The 16,953-nt window shown below is 56.2% G+C and carries 15 protein-coding genes; 9 read left to right on the top strand and 6 right to left on the bottom strand.

Going from position 1 to position 16,953, the window contains the following annotated elements; all coding sequences use genetic code 11:
* The first annotated feature begins 47 nt into the window (after nucleotides 1–47).
* Both cra and AC0B60_RS10215 read left to right on the top strand, forming a co-directional pair.
* Nucleotides 48–1,031: a catabolite repressor/activator gene (cra, locus tag AC0B60_RS10220; protein ID WP_465085710.1), complete on the top strand. Its 984-nt coding sequence runs from the start codon at nucleotides 48–50 to the stop codon at nucleotides 1,029–1,031.
* 21 nt (nucleotides 1,032–1,052) lie between these two features.
* The gene (locus AC0B60_RS10215) at nucleotides 1,053–1,421 is read left to right on the top strand and encodes a macro domain-containing protein (protein ID WP_465085709.1); all 369 of its coding nucleotides are present in this window, start codon (nucleotides 1,053–1,055) and stop codon (nucleotides 1,419–1,421) included.
* Between the two features lie 2 nt (nucleotides 1,422–1,423).
* Here AC0B60_RS10215 and AC0B60_RS10210 read toward each other — a convergent pair whose 3' ends face one another.
* Nucleotides 1,424–2,476: a ChaN family lipoprotein gene (locus tag AC0B60_RS10210; RefSeq protein ID WP_465085708.1), complete on the bottom strand. Its 1,053-nt coding sequence runs from the start codon at nucleotides 2,474–2,476 to the stop codon at nucleotides 1,424–1,426.
* A gap of 132 nt (nucleotides 2,477–2,608) precedes the next feature.
* Here AC0B60_RS10210 and AC0B60_RS10205 point away from each other — a divergent pair, with 132 nt between their 5' ends.
* The 6 genes from AC0B60_RS10205 to AC0B60_RS10180 all read left to right on the top strand — a co-directional run bounded on the left by AC0B60_RS10205 (nucleotide 2,609) and on the right by AC0B60_RS10180 (nucleotide 9,299).
* On the top strand, nucleotides 2,609–4,555 hold the full coding sequence (locus tag AC0B60_RS10205) for a CASTOR/POLLUX-related putative ion channel (protein WP_465085707.1): 1,947 nt from the start codon (nucleotides 2,609–2,611) through the stop codon (nucleotides 4,553–4,555).
* Between the two features lie 192 nt (nucleotides 4,556–4,747).
* Complete coding sequence (locus AC0B60_RS10200) at nucleotides 4,748–6,337, top strand: isocitrate lyase (RefSeq protein WP_465085706.1); 1,590 nt, start codon at nucleotides 4,748–4,750, stop codon at nucleotides 6,335–6,337.
* Between the two features lie 372 nt (nucleotides 6,338–6,709).
* Nucleotides 6,710–7,687, top strand: a complete 978-nt coding sequence (locus AC0B60_RS10195) for a dentin sialophosphoprotein (protein WP_465085705.1) — start codon at nucleotides 6,710–6,712, stop codon at nucleotides 7,685–7,687.
* Nucleotides 7,688–7,746: 59 nt separating this feature from the next.
* Nucleotides 7,747–8,097 carry a hypothetical protein gene (locus AC0B60_RS10190; protein WP_465085704.1) on the top strand — a complete coding sequence of 117 codons (351 nt, stop codon included), beginning with the start codon at nucleotides 7,747–7,749 and terminating at the stop codon, nucleotides 8,095–8,097.
* Between the two features lie 12 nt (nucleotides 8,098–8,109).
* Complete coding sequence (locus AC0B60_RS10185) at nucleotides 8,110–8,802, top strand: C39 family peptidase (protein ID WP_465085703.1); 693 nt, start codon at nucleotides 8,110–8,112, stop codon at nucleotides 8,800–8,802.
* A gap of 17 nt (nucleotides 8,803–8,819) precedes the next feature.
* Nucleotides 8,820–9,299: a hypothetical protein gene (locus AC0B60_RS10180; RefSeq protein ID WP_465085702.1), complete on the top strand. Its 480-nt coding sequence runs from the start codon at nucleotides 8,820–8,822 to the stop codon at nucleotides 9,297–9,299.
* 18 nt (nucleotides 9,300–9,317) lie between these two features.
* Here AC0B60_RS10180 and AC0B60_RS10175 read toward each other — a convergent pair whose 3' ends face one another.
* The 5 genes from AC0B60_RS10175 to AC0B60_RS10155 all read right to left on the bottom strand — a co-directional run bounded on the left by AC0B60_RS10175 (nucleotide 9,318) and on the right by AC0B60_RS10155 (nucleotide 14,935).
* Nucleotides 9,318–10,394 carry a transporter gene (locus AC0B60_RS10175; protein WP_465085701.1) on the bottom strand — a complete coding sequence of 359 codons (1,077 nt, stop codon included), beginning with the start codon at nucleotides 10,392–10,394 and terminating at the stop codon, nucleotides 9,318–9,320.
* Complete coding sequence (locus AC0B60_RS10170; RefSeq protein ID WP_465085700.1) at nucleotides 10,391–11,782, bottom strand: sigma 54-interacting transcriptional regulator; 1,392 nt, start codon at nucleotides 11,780–11,782, stop codon at nucleotides 10,391–10,393. The genes AC0B60_RS10175 and AC0B60_RS10170 overlap by 4 nt, the downstream gene beginning before the upstream one ends.
* Before the next feature lie 252 nt (nucleotides 11,783–12,034).
* Nucleotides 12,035–12,526, bottom strand: a complete 492-nt coding sequence (locus AC0B60_RS10165; protein WP_465085699.1) for an acyl-CoA thioesterase — start codon at nucleotides 12,524–12,526, stop codon at nucleotides 12,035–12,037.
* Nucleotides 12,527–12,567: 41 nt separating this feature from the next.
* Entirely contained in the window at nucleotides 12,568–13,638 is a 1,071-nt protein-coding gene (locus AC0B60_RS10160; protein WP_465085698.1) for a M48 family metallopeptidase, read from the bottom strand.
* Nucleotides 13,616–14,935 (bottom strand): YjgN family protein, encoded by a 1,320-nt coding sequence (locus AC0B60_RS10155; protein ID WP_465085697.1) that lies wholly within the window; start codon nucleotides 14,933–14,935, stop codon nucleotides 13,616–13,618. The genes AC0B60_RS10160 and AC0B60_RS10155 overlap by 23 nt, the downstream gene beginning before the upstream one ends.
* Before the next feature lie 156 nt (nucleotides 14,936–15,091).
* On the opposite strand from AC0B60_RS10155, the gene AC0B60_RS10150 reads away from it, so the two are divergent.
* Complete coding sequence (locus tag AC0B60_RS10150) at nucleotides 15,092–16,906, top strand: SLC13 family permease (protein ID WP_465085696.1); 1,815 nt, start codon at nucleotides 15,092–15,094, stop codon at nucleotides 16,904–16,906.
* The last annotated feature ends 47 nt before the right edge of the window (nucleotides 16,907–16,953 follow it).

Here is a 16,953-nt window from a genome sequence, read left to right as displayed (position 1 = left end):
GATATGATCAGAAATCAAGCAATCTGTGCCCAGGAGGACTCGGCCCCATGACCCTTGCAGAACTTGCCCGCTTGGCGGGGGTGTCCCGCACCACCGCCAGCTACGTGATCAATGGCCAGGGGCCGGCCCGCCGGATCAAGCCGGCGACTATCGAAAAGGTGATGGCAGTTGCACGGGACAACCACTTCCAGATCGACCCGCAAGCCGCGTCGCTGCGTGGCGGGGCCAGCCGTACCCTGGGGTTTATCCTGCCGGACCTGGAGAACGCCAGTTACGCCCGCCTGGCCAAGTTGCTGGAGCAGGATGCCCGTGCTCGGGGCTATCAATTGCTGATTGCCGGCTCCGGGGATGACCCGGATACCGAGCGCGAGCTGGCACGTTCTCTCAAGGCAAGGCGATGCGATGCCCTGATCGTTGCAAGTGCTCTGCCACCGAATGACCCCTTCTACCAAGAGTTGCAGCAGGAAGACCTGCCGGTGATCGCGGTGGACCGATCGCAATCACCGGGTGTGATCAGTTGCGTGGTCAGCGACAATCGCAAGGGCGCAGCCACTCTGGCCCGTTCAGTGCTGGAGCCGGGCACCGGGTCGGTGGTCTGGCTTGATGCGGTGCCGGCGCTGGCGATGACACGGGAGCGCCGCGAGGGCTTTGAGGAGGTGGCTCGGAGTCGCAGTGGACAATGGGCGGTCTACAGCGGTGAACACTATGACCGAGCCTCCGGCGCCCGACTGATGCAGCAGGTGCTGGCGGATCAGGGGCTTCCGGATGCGTTGATTACTGCCTCTTACACCCTCTTACAAGGCGTGCTCGACGTGCTGCTGGAGCAGCCGGGAGGCTTGCCGCAGTCTCTCAGAATGGCTACCTTCGGAGATGATCGGCTACTGGATTTCCTGCCGGTCAAGGTTCACTCGTTACCCCAAAAACACGAAGCCATTGCCGAGGCAACGCTGGACCGGGCGCTGGCTGCCATCGCAGGTCACGGCGAGCCGGAAACCGTTATTATCAACCGCTCGCTGAAGCGGCGACGCTGAGGCAATGGCCGGGAGGTTTCCATGGCACCGATCCGTCCGGGTGAGGCGGTGATTTCAGGGGCGCACAACCTGCCAAACCAGTACGTCGTCCACTGTCTGGGACCTGTCTACGGGGTGGATGAACCCTCTGATCACTGGCTGGCGGAATGCTTTCGCAATGCCCTCGAGCTGGCAGACAGCAAAGCCATTGAAACCATTGCATTTCCCGCCATTTCGGCAGGGGCTTTCGGTTACCCTGTGGAGGGGGCTGCCGAGGTTGCGATGGCCACGATCGGGCAGGTTTTGCCGCGTCTGGGAAGTGTAAGGTATGTGCGCTTCGTGCTGTTCAGCGCAGCGGACGAGGCGGTCTTTTCCCGCATTATGGGGTCGGCTTTCGCAAAGGCTGGTTAGGCTTAGTCGCAGGTTGTTTCGGGCATCTTCCGGAATGCATCCATCATCGCTTTGTGTCCCCGTGCTTCGTCCCGGTACTCCGGGGGCAGCGGCAGCAGGAAGTAGAGATAGTCGCCCTTGTGCCGGTTACCATTGACCGGTAGTTCGTCACCGTCGGGCTGTGCTTCCATAAAAACCGGGCTTATGACCGCTACAGACAGCTCGGGGTTTCGCTGCAAAAGGGCCGCTACCGTACCCAGGCGTTCCTCGCTGTGGAAGGTGCCTGTCAGGTGGACGACCTGATGGCCGGGATAGCGTTCCCGCGCTTCCAGTATACGGCTTGCCATGGTGTTGTCCCTTAGTAACTGGGCGTGATAGGTGTTCTGAAGCCGCTCATTGTCGGCGGTGCCATGCCGGCCGCCCATAGTGCCAAAGAACTTCTCCCGATAAGCCGCGCTGCCTGCGAAGGGCGCGTCTGGGATATAGCGCTGCTGAGCCGCATCCAGGCTGGCCAGGTAATCGGGGCCCTTGCGCCCCACGCAGCGAACGATATCACCCGGTGCGTTTGCGGCGATAACCGGAAGGTCCTGGCGTCGGGCAAATTCCACCAGGGGGCGGTAGGCGTGCTGGTAGTTAGGCCAGGCATCGGCATCGTTAACCAGTTCCATTTCACCGACGTCGCCGTTCAGGTAACGGTCAATAACTGCCTGGTGGTCCACCTCAAACTGCTCCATGGAGAGCACCTGATCAGGGCGATGCCGGTACAGATGGGCCTGCAGTCGGGATTGGAGCACGTGAGCGCCCTGGTGGCCGTGATATTCGCCGATCATGACCACATCCTGTTCTGCAAGGCGTTCGGCCAATTGCGGTAGGGAGACCGGCGTGCCGGATGCGGCCTCCACCACGGGGGCATGATAGTGGGTTTGTGGTGACGCCAGTTCCGGTGTTGGCGCCAGAAGAGTGCAGCCCGTCATCAGCAGGATGGCAACAAGTGACAATGTGATCGACGCATGGGACATGAAAAGCCGGCCAGTCTTGTAGCCGCTTAGGGCAGCGTTGGAGAACTTGATAGACATCTATACGATGCTGCGGATTGCGTAGCCAGTCAATTGTTCATGAACGAGCGTGCTATAAGGCACCGCTCCGGTTTTATTCCATACGTTCTGCGCTATGCTACCGACATTCCCCATCTTGCCAGAAGGACGATCATGATCCCCTTTCGTTTTGTTGACCGCGTGAAGTTCATCGTTGAGCGCCAACTTGTAAAAGGTGCGGGCTTTCAGTTGTTGGTGGTGGGCGTCTTTATAGGCATCATTTCGCTTGTTGGTGGATTGCTGGTGATTCCCCTTGGAGCGCCTTTTGAAGATGTCGGCGATGCCATCTGGTGGGCCTTTTTGCGACTGACGGACCCGGGTTATCTGGGAGATGATGTGGGCAACTGGCAGCGTTTTGTGTCCACCATTCTCACTGTCAGTGGTTATGTGGTTTTCATGGGCACGCTGGTGGCGATCCTGACGCGCTGGTTGATCGCCAAAATGACGGACCTCGAGCGGGGGCTGACCCCGGTTACCCTGAGAAATCACATCGTGGTTCTGGGCTGGACCAGCCAGACCTTGCCGCTGCTGGGCGAGTTGCTGGGGTCTTCAGGTCGCATGCGCCGTTTCCTGGAGAAACGTGAAACCAACCGCCTGCGTCTGGTGGTGCTTTCCGAGCACGCCTCGGCGGCCCAGGTGCATGAGTTACGCGATGAGCCCGGCATTGGGCGCAAGTCTCGCCAGATCATCCTGCGTGCCGGCGCTGCCATCCAGCCGGATGCCTTGCAGAGGGTGGCCTGCCTGGACGCAGCAGCAGTCATTGTACCCAGTGCTTCACATCAGGCCGGTAGCCTGGTGACGTCGGATGTGGAGACGGTGAAGGCGCTGCTGTCCATCGCTGCCCAGGCGAGGCATCTGGGAGCATCGCTGCCTTATGTCATCGCCGAGATACAGGATGTGCGCAAGCTCCCGGTTATTGAGCGCGCCTATCCTGGAGAGGTGGAAGTGGTTGCGGGTGATGCCACCATAAGCCGGCTGATGGTGCAGAACATCCTTCATCCGGGGTTGTCGGAAATTTACAACGAACTACTGACCGCCGGTGAGGGCTGCGAAATCTACATCCGGGGTGGCGACGCCCTGGCGGGGCTGTCCCTCGGAGAACTGGCTTCCCAACGGCCTCGGGCGATTGTGCTGGGTATTCTGAAGCGGTCGGGTAAGGCCTGGGCGGTGAGGATGCCGGCATCGTCAGACACGGTGGTTGAGGCCGGAGACCGGGTTGTCATGATGGCAAGGGACTACACTGAAACCGAGTCGGATCTGAAGGCGGCACCGCTGCCAGTTATTGCTCGAGGTGACCCCGCAAGCCGGGCTGCCTCGCTTTCAGGCGGAGTTCACCGGATTCTTGTGTTGGGATGGAATCGCCGGGTGCCAAGCCTGATTGATGAGTTTTCCAGCTATAGCCAACGGCGGTTTGAAGTGGATCTCGTCTCTGTGGTGCCTGCCAGGGAGCGAGAACAGGAAATCGACCGCTATCTGGGGGCGCAGCGGGACGTGATCTGCCGCCACATTGAGGCGGATTACATGGTGGAAGGCGAGTTGAGGCGGGTTGGTCCGCTCAACTATGACTCCATTATGCTACTGAGTAGCGATCGTCTGGCGTCCGGTGAGGAAGCCGACGCCCGCGCCATGGTGGGTTACCTGCAACTGGAAGACCTGTTGAGTGAGGGCGATAAGCGTCCGCAACTGATCATGGAGCTGAGCGACCCGGACAATCGCAACCTGTTAATGGGCCATCAGAGCGAAATGCTGATTAGCCCAATGATCATCAGCCACGTGCTCGCCCAAGTCGCCCTGAGGCGGGAGCTGAGGGTGGTGCTGGATGAGCTGTTTACGGTGGGCGGTGCTGAGGTGCAGTTCCGGGATCCCCGAGACTATCCATTGCCTGCCAGCGCGGATTTTCAGGTACTGGAAAAAACGGTTGCAGTGGAGGGAGAAGTGGCGCTGGGCATCTGGCGCGCACAGCCCGATAAGCTGGGGCGGCATCTGGCGCTGAGCCCGCCTCGGGACGAGTACCTTGACCTGAATAGCACCGATCGGCTCGTTGTCCTTTGCAACGCCTGAAGGACGGACACGACCATTCATATGAAAAATGCCGAATATAGATAATATAAATTTCAATTATAAAATCAAAGCCACTAAAGTAACTCTCAATGTCAGCGGTCTGGTTAATTTTTGAACGGACGCTGGCTCTCTGAAGTCGCTTTTATGCTTCATAAAAGAGCACCTCAAACCTTAGAAGACAGGACTGAGACCATGCCATACGCAAAAGACGTTGACGCCATTGCTTCCCTACTGAAGCAAAACCCTACCTGGAACGCCATCAAGCCCGAGCACGCGGCTCGCATGCGCGCCCAGAACAAATTCAAGACCGGTCTGGATATCGCCAAGTACACCGCGAAAATCATGCGCGAAGACATGGCGAACTACGACAAAGACACGGCTCAGTACACCCAGTCCCTGGGTTGCTGGCACGGCTTCATTGGCCAGCAGAAGCTGCTGTCCATCAAGAAGCACTTCGGCACTACCAAGCGTCGTTACCTGTACCTGTCTGGCTGGATGGTTGCCGCTCTGCGTTCTGAGTTCGGCCCTCTGCCTGACCAGTCCATGCATGAGAAGACCGCTGTATCTGGTCTGATCGAAGAACTGTACACCTTCCTGCGTCAGGCGGATGCCTGGGAACTGAACCACCTGTTCCGCGCTCTGGAAGAAGCTCAGAACGCTGGCGACAACGCCAAGGCTGACGAGTTGATCAAGCAGATCGACAATCACGAAACTCATATCGTGCCGATCATTGCTGACATCGACGCTGGTTTCGGTAACGCCGAAGCAACGTACCTGCTGGCCAAGCAGATGATCGAAGCAGGCGCTTGCTGCATCCAGATCGAGAACCAGGTGTCCGACGAGAAGCAGTGTGGCCACCAGGACGGCAAAGTCACCGTTCCTCACGCCGACTTCCTGTCCAAGATCAACGCTGTACGTCTGGCCTTCCTTGAGCTCGGTGTGGACGATGGTGTTATCGTTGCCCGTACTGACTCGCTGGGCGCTGGCCTGACCCAGAAGATCGCTGTAACTGAAGAGCCGGGTGACCTGGGCGACCAGTACAACAGCTTCATCGACGGTGAAGTGATCGAGAAAGCTGAAGACATCAACAACGGCGACGTTGTGATCAAGCAGAAAGGTCAGCTGGTTCGTCCGAAGCGTCTGGCGTCTGGCCTGTTCCAGTTCAAGCCTGACACTGGCGAAGATCGTGTTGTTCTGGACTGTATCACCAGCCTGCAGAACGGTGCCGACCTGCTGTGGATCGAAACCGAGAAGCCCCACGTTGGTCAGATCGCTGCCATGGTTAACCGCATCAAGGAAGTGGTTCCCGATGCCAAGCTGGTTTACAACAACAGCCCGTCCTTCAACTGGACCCTGAACTTCCGTCAGCAGGTGTTCGATGCCTGGAAGGAAGAAGGCAAGGATGTATCTACATACGAGCGCGCCGACCTGATGAATGCCAAGTACGACGAAACCGACCTTGGCAAGCTGGCCGACCAGTGGACTGCCAACTTCCAGCGTGACGGAGCGCGTGAAGCGGGTATCTTCCACCACCTGATCACGCTGCCGACGTACCACACGGCTGCTCTGTCTACCGACAACCTGGCCAAGGGCTACTTCGGTGATGAAGGCATGCTGGCCTACGTTGCAGGTGTTCAGCGCAAGGAAATCCGTCAGGGTATCGCGACTGTGAAGCACCAGGACATGGCCGGTTCCAACATCGGTGATGACCACAAAGAGTTCTTCGCGGGTGACGCGGCTCTGAAGGCCGGTGGTAAAGACAACACCATGAACCAGTTCTAAACAACGGTTCGGCTGTCATTGAAGCGGGCTGAGAAGCTCGTTTCAGACCACGAAACCCCGCCTTGCGCGGGGTTTTGTTTTTTTACAGTAACGTTTTCTTCTAGGCTTCTGAAATTGAAACATAAACTGCCTGTTTGATCTTTTTCCCCACCTACTCTGTTTCATTCCTGGAACAGTTTGTCTCGACCAGTCGTGTTGAATGTTTGTTCCTTATCGCATTAAAGGTATTTAAAAACAGCAAGTTGAAATTGTCTTTTGGATACTGGCACGGGAATCGCTGTATTCATCTGGCGGGGCCAACCTTGCTTACCGAAGGCTAGCGGTTTGGGGCAGCCCCCTCTGAAAGCCAATAATCGAAAAGGAATTGACATCATGGATACCAAAAAAAGTTTGCTGGCAGCTGCCATCGCAATGAGTCTGGGTGTTTCCGGTTTCGCATACGCGGATTTAGGAGGAGACGGAGATCCGAATACCAATGCGGACGATACTTCCACGGCTAACAACGACCATTCCGGCAATACCGACTCCGGTAACGACAACTCCACCAATACCGACAATACGAATAACTCGGATAACTCGGATAACAGCAACGATGTGGCCGATTCGTTCAAAATTGCCGATAGTGGAAATGACAGTTCGGACAACTCGGATAACTCGGATAATTCCGATAGTTCTGACAACAGCACCGATGTCGCTGATTCGTTCAAAATTGCCGATAGCGGTAATGACAATTCCGACAATTCGGATAATTCAGACAATTCAGACAGTTCAGACAACAGCACTGACGTTGCCGATTCGTTCAAGATTGCGGACAGCGGAAACGATATGTCGGACAACTCGGACAATTCCGACAACTCCGATAATTCGGACAACTCTGATAACTCGGATAACAGCACCAGTGTGAGCGATTCCTTCAAAATTGCTGACAGTGGCAATGATATGTCCGACAACTCCGACAACTCCGATAACTCCGATAACTCCGACAATTCGGACAATTCGGATAACTCGGATAACTCGGATAACTCCACCAACATTGCGGACAGTGGAAACACCACCGTGTCTGACAGTGGCAATGACAGCTCCGATAATTCAGTGGCCCTTGATCTGGACGTGTTCCTCAATAACGCAGATCTGGACGGTAGTGTATCGGGCACAGCAACCACCTATGGTGATGCCAATGGCAGAGCCTCACACACCGAGGTTCACAACAGCAACGAAATCTCTGGTGGTTCAGCGAACTACACCGGTGTCGGAGCATTTGCCCAGAACGCAGGTAATGGCAGCGTTACACAGGCCAATGTCAGTGTAATGTCCAACCTGTCCACCGGCGGCGGTGGCGGTACCCAGTGAGGAATTCAAGCCGCATCTGTCGGTAGTCGATGCGGCTTGGTTATTCCGGGAGAAATGCCATGGGTCAAGTCATCAAATGGAAACTGAAGGCTGTCTTGCTGGCATTGCTGATCGGCGCAACGGGATTTGTATCGGCCGAGGAGTGGATGGATGCCACACCATTGTCGGCGGATCAGCTGGCGGATTCGAGTGGTCGCCAGGGAATCCCCATGCAGTGGCAGATTAACGATAATCAGCAAAATGCGAATGTGTCCGATAACCTGCTGTCGGGTAATGTTGTCACAGGTGACAACAGTATTTCCGACAATGCGTTCGGCAACATGAGCGGGGTTGCCACGGTGATCCAGAATACCGGTAACCAGGTGGTCATTCAGGACAGTACCCAGATCAACATACTGATAAATCACTGACGGAGGTGGGCCATGGTCAGAAAGGTTCTTGTTGCGATCTGCACGAGTGCCGGGCTGCTATGGTCCACTGCCTTCGCCGGCTCGATCATGGTGCCGGGTATTGGTGGTGACGTACGGATAGAGGTGAACAGTTTCGAGAACAAACGCTTCGATAGTGTCATGCGTCAGCAATACGATTTCAGTTGCGGCTCCGCAGCTGTTGCGTCGCTATTGACGTTTCATTACGAAGATCAGGTAACAGAGCACAATGTATTCGTTGAAATGCTCGCGTTGGCAGATGAGGAAAAAGTACGTAAGCATGGGTTCTCCATGCTTGATATGAAGCACTATCTTGAGGCTCGAGGATATCAGGCCGATGGGTTTCGCATGGCGTTGAGCGGTCTCAGGGAGAAGGTGCGCTTGCCGATGATTGTGCTGCTGAACATCGAAGGCTTCCGGCATTTCGTCCTGATCAAGGGTATCAGCGAGGACGAGGTCCTGGTGGGGGACCCAGCGAGGGGGCTGAAGGTATACTCCTACGCACAGTTCAGCAATTACTGGAATGGCACCGCCTTTATTATCCGCAGCCATCTTGAGCAAGGTCGAGACGCTTTTCTTGGCGAGGGACATTGGCCTCAGGTGGCCAGGGCGCCAGTACAAAAAGGCCTGGGCGATCCTTCACTCGGGCACATACTGCCTTACTGGCCCTCTACAAGGGAATGGTGATGATCATGATAGTTCGAATGTCAGCTATCGCTTTATTGGCTCTTTCATTCGCAGCCTTATCGCCGCCTGTCCAGGCAGAACTCACGCTCGGTGTTGATCCACTGAGTGATCCAGAGCTGGCTGATTACCGGGGAGGCTTCCTGATGGATAGCCTGGAGATCAGTATCGGTCTCGAGCAGATCGTTGGTATTAACGGTGACACTCTCGTGATCAATCGTTTGACCATCCCCAATCTTAACCAGACTGTAAACAACCGTCTGGTAGATCATCAACTGGAAACAGTTCTCGAGGTGATCAGTGCGGACCGGAGTGGCAGTGCACGGGTATTCAGCAACATGGGCGGGCCCAATGGATGGATGACGGTGGTTCAGAACAACCTTGATAGCACTGTCATACAGAATATGCATCAACTGAACATTGAGCTGAACAATTTGGGTGTCGGTAATCAGTTCCCGGCAAGGTTCAGTGATCAGTTGGTACAGTTGCTGGGTCGTTGATGGTTCTTCGAGTCCTGTCTAGAGGCTGATTGGGAGCTTCAGAGTAATTTCGCTGTTGGGTGCATTTTCCGTAACTCCTACGCTCACTGTCAGGCTCAGGCTTGTGGACCGCGTCAGCCGTTGGGACAAGCCGAACGACAATGACCCAATCTGAATTCGGTCAAAGTTGGAGGCGAACAGATCGTTATTCCTCTCGAACGTTGTTTTCCGGATGATCGAGTGGTCATAGCTTAGACTAAAGGAAGTTCGGTCATTAAAGGCGAATCCCATTCCGAAGCCGAAGCGAACTATGTCGCCCGGGTCGACCGTGCCGCCATTTTCGAAGCCTTGCTCCTCTTTAAGTGTCCAGACATAACTCAGGTTTCCGAATAGCACGGCTGGGTCAGTCGGGTAAATGAATGAAAAGCCTGGTTCGAATGCCCAGAAACCAGAACCGGTAGGTCGATTTTCAAGCTCTATACCAATTGGGTTGCCCTGATTGTCTCGAATAATCCTTTGATCGACGTCGTAAGGACCTTCTCCAGTTGGTGCTTTCACCCGCATTGCGCCAATAACATAGGGCCAGCCACCCAGGCCATCAGTCAACTGGTAGCGAGCGGAGAGTTCAACATCACCGAGGCCCTCGCCAGACGACTCGCGAAGTGTATCCACCGGTGTGCCCTGGAAAACCTCGCGCTCCCGCAGGTCTTCATTGATGCTGAGATAGGGTACGCGGATCGCTGCCTCAAGCTTGCTGGTGAAACCGTACTTCAGAGACATCGCGCCGACGAAAATATCACGCTGGATTTCCGAAATGTTAATCAGCCCTATGAGCAGGGCCGGTATTACCGTGTAACCTTCCACGGCGACGGTCGTTGAGTTGCTATGGGCATGAGAAAAAGACGGTTCAATGGTAAACCGCCCCGGCCGGGTCACAATGCCACGGTCTGAGGTAATGGAGGCAATATCGGTTGCAGGATCGTGCTCCTCTTCAGGTGCTGTTACTGACGTGCCGCCATCCGTTGATGCTGTATTCCTATCCGATGGAGCAGCCTCTGCAATTAGTGGCGTCGCTGCGAATACCACAGGGACCAACCAGGGCAATTTTGTAGTCATTGGACATCTCCTGCAGTCCCCTTCGAAGTCGAAGTGGATGGTCTGTGTATAACGTGATGCTTGTCCATCAGCCGGTAAAACGAGACTCTTGAGATGTTAAGCAGTCGCGCAGCGGCGGAAATGTTGTTTTGAGCCAGCGCCAGGCTTACCGCAATTGCCCGCCGATCTGCCTGAGAGCGGAAACTGTCCAGAGATAGTTTCTCGCTCTGACCATTAAGGTCGGCAGATGACTGACCAAAGCCCATATCGTTTGGTTCAATGAACGCAGCTTGCCCGAGTAGCAAAGCCTGACGCAGCCGGTTCTGAAGCTCCCGAAGGTTACCGGGCCAGGGGTGCTCTGCAAGGCAGATAGTGGTTATTTCAGCAAGACGTTTTGGCTCCAGAGAAGACGGAGCTGCGGCCAGTATGCGATTTGCCAACTCAGGAATGTCTTCCTTGCGTGCCCTTAGAGGAGGCAGAAGGACATTTAAACTGCCGAGTCGGTAAAAAACATCACTGCGAAAATGACCCTGGGCGACTAGTTGATCAAGTGGGGTTGTGCTGGTCGCGATGACCCGGACATCCACTTTAATCGGATGGCAACCCCCAATACGTTCGATCTGGCCTTCCTGCAGGAAACGCAAAATGGCCGATTGTTGTTCCAGTTTTAGTTCATCAATGCCGACAAGTAACAGAGTGCCACCGTCGGCGGTTTCAATTCTGCCCTTGCGAGAACTCATGGCGTGAGTGAACGCGCCCTTCTCATGTCCGAACAGTTCGTTTTGAGTCAGTGAAATGGGCAAAGCGGCACAGTTGACAACAACTAAGGGTTTGAGTCTGCGGGGGGAGTGGTTGTGAATGAACGATGCGGCCGCTTCCTTTCCGGTGCCATTTTCACCGTAGATCAGTACGGGTTCCTCAGTGTGCGCGAACCTGCCAAGTAGCTCCCTCGTCTGAGTGATCGCAGGGGATTTACCCTCCAGGGCAAACTCGTGGTAGCTCACAGGCTTGTCGTGGAAAGCCCGAGACTGGAGCTCCGACATGCCCCATAGGTGGCCAAGTGCTGCATGGAGCCGTTCAGGCTGAAGGGGTATTGTGTGGTAATCCCCACAGTGGTGGTTGATAAGTCTGCAAACCTCGGGATTATAAACTTGGTCAGGCTCAAGAATGGCTACCCAGTGTTCGATCTGCAATGCTTCCAGCCAGTTGTTTACACACCCAAATTGGTCGTTGGGAACGTCGCTGAGATCGAGCACGCCAACCCGAGCACTGACGCCGGAAAGGTTGCCGTGGTGCAGTTGGGACGAGACGGTGATAGGAATCAACTGCCATTCCGGCAGTTGATTATTGCGTGTTTCTGAACTGGTGTGCTCCGCCGACAACCAAACGAGCGGTCGTTTTTCCTTCATGGCGAATCTCCAAATGAGCTCGTGTTAGGAAAACGGACTGCGAAACGTTCAGTAAATGTTGATCACGCTGGGACGGCTTGCTCCAGCCACTACTCTGTGATCGTTAATGGCTTTGTACGAAAGGTGGAGATCTCTCGGGACACTTATTCGTATTCAGATTGCATGCCAGTTTCGATACTTGTGGTGGTTTCAGAAGGTTAGAATACTAGAGCTATGTCGTAGATTAATTTCTGTAAAATTTGCCGACACAATTTAGCGCTCGTTCAGCTTTTTGCGGGTTTCCAGGCGACCTTCCCGACGGATTTCGGCGTTGTTGAAGCGGCGTTTCTCGTCGTCGGTTTCCGGCTCTACCGCAGGCACGTCCACGGGCTTGTCGTTCTCGTCCAGCGCCACGAAAGTGAAAAATGCGGAAAGGATGTGTCGGGACTCGCCGGTGTAGCTGTTTTCCGCTTCCACCCGAGCTCCGATTTCCATGGATGACCCCCAGCTACGGTTCAGGGCAAGGCTGAACAGCAGGGTATCGTTGCCCTTGGCGGGCGCGCGGAAGTGAATGGAGTCCACTGCTGCCGTGACGCAGACATGGCCGGAGTGCCGTTCCGCCACCACCAGGGCCAGACGGTCGCACTTGGCCATAATCATGCCCCCGAACACCGTCTGATGAGCGTTCATGTCATTGGGAAAAACCTTGTAGACATGTTTGTCGATGGCAGAGGCCGCAACCGGCCTGGTGGGTCTGGATGGCATCGTGTGTGCTCCCTGTGATGAACGTATCGCTACTATACCGATCAGGGCGTCTGTTTAAAGCGTTCGATGCGCTCGCCGGTTTCCGGATGACTCGACAGCATGTCGCGAAGGCTGTCCCACCGGCTAGTGCCTTCCTCGGCCTCTGGGGCGTGGTCCTCGCCATGAGCAGCCATCAGGCGCTCCATGATGGTAACGAAGTGGGTCGGGTCCAGATCGCGGTCCGTCATTGCTTTCAAGGCATAGGCGTCGGCCTCCCGTTCCATGTCACGGGAGTAGGACAGGCTCATCATGACCGCCGGAACCACTACGGTTGCGTCGGAAAACGCAGACAGGTCACCGGTCATCATCACGATCAGCCAGAAAGTCAGTGACGATTGCACCATGCCTTTCATGCCATGGTTATGGGCGACATGACCGATTTCATGGGCGAGGATGGCGGTCAGTTCGTTATCATCCTCGGCGAGGTTCACCAGATCGTCCGTGAAGATCATCGTGCCGTCCGGCAATGCCATGGCGTTGGCGCCGATGGCGGGAGACGAGCGGAAAATCACTCTCAGATTCTTGCTCGCCACTGGCGTCAGGAAAGGCTCGAAGTGGGCCTGCAACGCCTGTTGGCGTTTCTCTGAAAGCGCAGAAGGTTCAAGCCAGGTGCTGTCCAGCGTGGTGAGTGTGGAGTCGCCAACCTGCTCCGCTATACTGTTCGGGAGCGCATTGGCCACGGCCTGGGCCGCCCAGGGCACGCCCCAGACAAACGCAGCACCTGTGGTCGCAACCGTGACGACGACTGCGACCAGAATCAGCCCCAGGTGATTTTCCAGAGCGTGCAGCAGGCGATTGCCACGGCCTCGACGGGATTGCCGGCTAAGCTGATCCACTGCGGCATTGTCCCCGGTTTCGAAGACTCCATCGTCAGGCAGGTGGAGGTAGCGGGGCGTGCTGCCAATCCGAGGTGATATCGTCACATCGTCGGGTGAGAGGCGCAGTCGGGTGTCTCCCGCATCAACGATGATCACGCCAGCGGCGGAGCGCAATACTGCGCCCCGCCGGCTGGAGTCGTTACCCGAATAGAACTGGCCTTCGATCGTGACTTCAGATGGCGGCGAAGTCGACATCGAAGGCATCCCCCAGTTCCTGTCCCAACGCGCTGGTGCGGTTCTGCTCGGCTGCGACGAAGTGGTTCAGGTCACCACTGATCATCATAGCTGTGCAGGACGCCCGGTACCTTGCCATGCGCACTTTGGCCCAGGGTGTGAAAAGGCCAAGGGTGAGGACAACGAAGAAGCTGTTGGACAGGTAAATCCACACCATCTGCATCGGTTGCAGGCGGGATTCAAAGCCGTGACGGTCGAGGTGAACGGCATTGAGGAAGAGGTTCGAAATGCCAGCCATGAAATAGCCGAACAGTGTCAGGTAGCCAGCACCGGCAATAATCGACCCGACGGTAAAGCCGACATAGCGCATGGCGAGGAATGCGGCAACACCGAAGGCAATGGCGATCAGCAGACCTTTTCCGAAGAAACGGTAGTAGGATCCGGTATCGGCTTTGAGTGCGAACTCGGTGGTGCCGTATCGGCTGCCGTTAGCGATGAATTCGTGGGTTTTCTTCATCACCAGTGGGGTAAGCAGCAACAGGGTCAGCAGGTTCAGCAGTGGCCACACAAACGCCACCATAAAGGCCTGGCCATAACGGCCCTGAAAGTCGAAGCGGATGTTGCGATAGGCACTGTTGACGGCATTGAACCGCAGCGAGCGCACCATGATCCAGGGTACGAGGGGGATAAATGCGATGGCGAAGACCACTGCGGCTTCAACATACATCTCGGAAAGCACCACGTAGACAACCAGGACAGCCAGGGCAATCAATCGACCTTTGAGTATAGTGATCGGGCTGGCCAGGTATTGGAAACTGGCGCCATCGAGTTTGGTGTTGCCGTAGAAGTATTGATTGTTACGCACCGTGGCCCAAGCCGAATAGATGCCAAGGGTGACAATGGTCAGCAGGATGTTGACGATCCAGATTCCGAAATACTCGCGGCCGTTGCCGGTGAACTCCAGCGGTGTCTCCTGTTGTGGACCGGTCGGGGTGGCCGTTGCTGGCTCGGCATCTGACGATGCTGGCGGTTGGGCGCCGGCGGTTTCCGATTTGGGGTTTACTGCAGCGGCCGGCTGTTTCGCAATTTGCACTTCGGCACCGGCTTTTGTCAGTCGCTCCTGGTAAACCAGGGCGTCCGCGTGACTGAGACTGGACTTGAGAGTTTTGGTAGCGCCGCTGAAAAGGCTTGCAGTACGTTCATCGGAGATCCGAAACAGAGCTTTTACGTTTTCCCTGACGTCTGCTTCGCTGAATCCTTCGAGAATCCGTCCGGCAAACGTTATCTGATAGAGTTCGTTGTGGAGTTCCTTGGTCATGACGTTCCTTGTACCTGTTGTTCCCTGTTGGGGTGTTCATGTCACCCAATGTAGTTGGAAAGTTACCAGAAATTCATGCGGCATGCGCGACATCAGGCACAAAAAATCCATGTTAAACCGACGATAAACCGTCGGACGTAAAATTGAGGGGTAGGCGTGACCACAGAGCAGGGAATTGTCTTCGCAGTATTGGGGGTTACGCTGGCCTTGTTCATCTGGAACCGGCTGCGGTTTGATGTGGTGGCCATGCTGGCGCTGTTGGCGATCGCCATTGCCGGGCTGGTACCCACTGACGAACTGTTTGCCGGCTTTGGTCACCCCGCGGTGGTGACCGTTGCGGCGGTTCTGGTGATCAGCCAGGGCCTGGTGAATGGCGGGGTGGTGGACAACATAGCTCGGTTCCTGGGGAAGGTAGGGCATCGTCCTACCTTGCAGGTGCTCACCCTGACGGCGGTCGTAGCGCTCTGTTCCGGTTTTATCAACAACGTGGGTGCGTTGGCGCTGTTGATGCCGGTAGCGGTGTGGATGTCCAGGGAGGCAGGGCGCTCTCCCTCATTGTTGCTGATGCCACTGGCGTTTGGTTCGCTGCTTGGAGGCACTATGACCCTGATCGGGACGCCTCCGAATATTATCATTGCCAGCTATCGGGAAGGCAGCGAAGCGTTCGGTCTGTTCGATTTTGCGCCGGTGGGCGCTGCGATCACCTTTGCCGGCGTCGCTTTCATCGCCCTGGTGGGGTGGCGATTGACGCCCAGAAGGGGTGACGACAGTGGGGATGACGACAAGCTGTTCAGCGTTGGCGACTACCTGACCGAACTGAAGATCCCCGAAGGCTCTCCCCATGCCGGCGCGACACTCCACAACCTGCTGGCGGAAAGCGGGGAAGACCGGGACGTGGTGGTGCTGGCGCTGATCCGCGACGACAAACGCCAGCTTGCGCCATCAACCTACAAGGTACTGCAAGAGAATGACCTGCTTCTGGTGGAATCGGACACCGAGAGCCTGCAGGCGTTCCTCGACAACACCGGCCTGGAACTCGGTAGCCAGGATGACGCCGAGACCGAATCCGAAGAGGACAAAACGGCACGGAAAAGCCGTAAAAAGGAACTGAATGAAGGTGAGGTGCAGCTGACCGAAGCGGTGATCACCCCTGAATCTTCCCTGGTGGGGCAGACGGCCAATCGCCTCAATTTGCGCGAGCGCAACGGCCTCAATATTGTCGCCGTTGCCCGTCAGGGGCATCGGCTGAAGCGCCGGCTGGGGGATATTCGCTTCAATGCCGGTGATATTCTTCTGGTGCAGGGCTTCGAAGACACCCTGACTGGTACGCTGTCCAACCTCGGTTGTCTGCCTTTGGCCGAACGTGGTCTGCGGCTGGGCTCTTCCCGTAAGACCCTGCTGGCATCCGGCATCTTCATCATCAGTATCGTTGCCATTGTCAGCGGTTGGCTGTCAGCCCCGGTTGCGTTGGTGTCCGGTGCTGTGGCCATGGTGCTGACCAAGCTGATCGATGCTCCCGGTGCCTACCGGGCCATCGACTGGTCCGTGATTGTGCTGCTGGCGGCGATGATCCCGGTGGGACAGGCGCTGGAAACCACGGGTGGCGCAGAGCTGATCGCCGGCCAGATGCTGGCAATTGGTGACGGACTGGCCCCGGCGGCCGTGCTGGTCATGGTTCTGGTGGGAACCATGCTGTTATCGAACGTGGTCAATAACGCGGCGGCGGCTATTCTGGTGGCGCCTATTGCGCTGAGCCTGTCCGCTGAACTTGGCATGGCGTCCGATGCGGTGCTGATGGCGGTTGCAGTCGGCGCCTCCTGCGCCTTTCTGACACCCATCGGTCATCAGTCGAATGCGCTGGTGATGGAGCCCGGAGGCTATCAGTTTGGCGACTACTGGCGTTTGGGCTTGCCGCTGTCGATCCTGGTCACCGCTGTTGCCGTACCGATGATCCTGCTGGTTTGGGGGTGATGAAGAGTGATGGAGGGTGATGAGGAGTGATGAAGGGTGATGAGGAG

It is taken from the genome of Marinobacter sp. V34, from assembly GCF_055524115.1.
The sequence above is the reverse complement of the archived record's forward strand: the minus strand, read 5'-3'. Positions and strand labels throughout refer to the sequence as shown.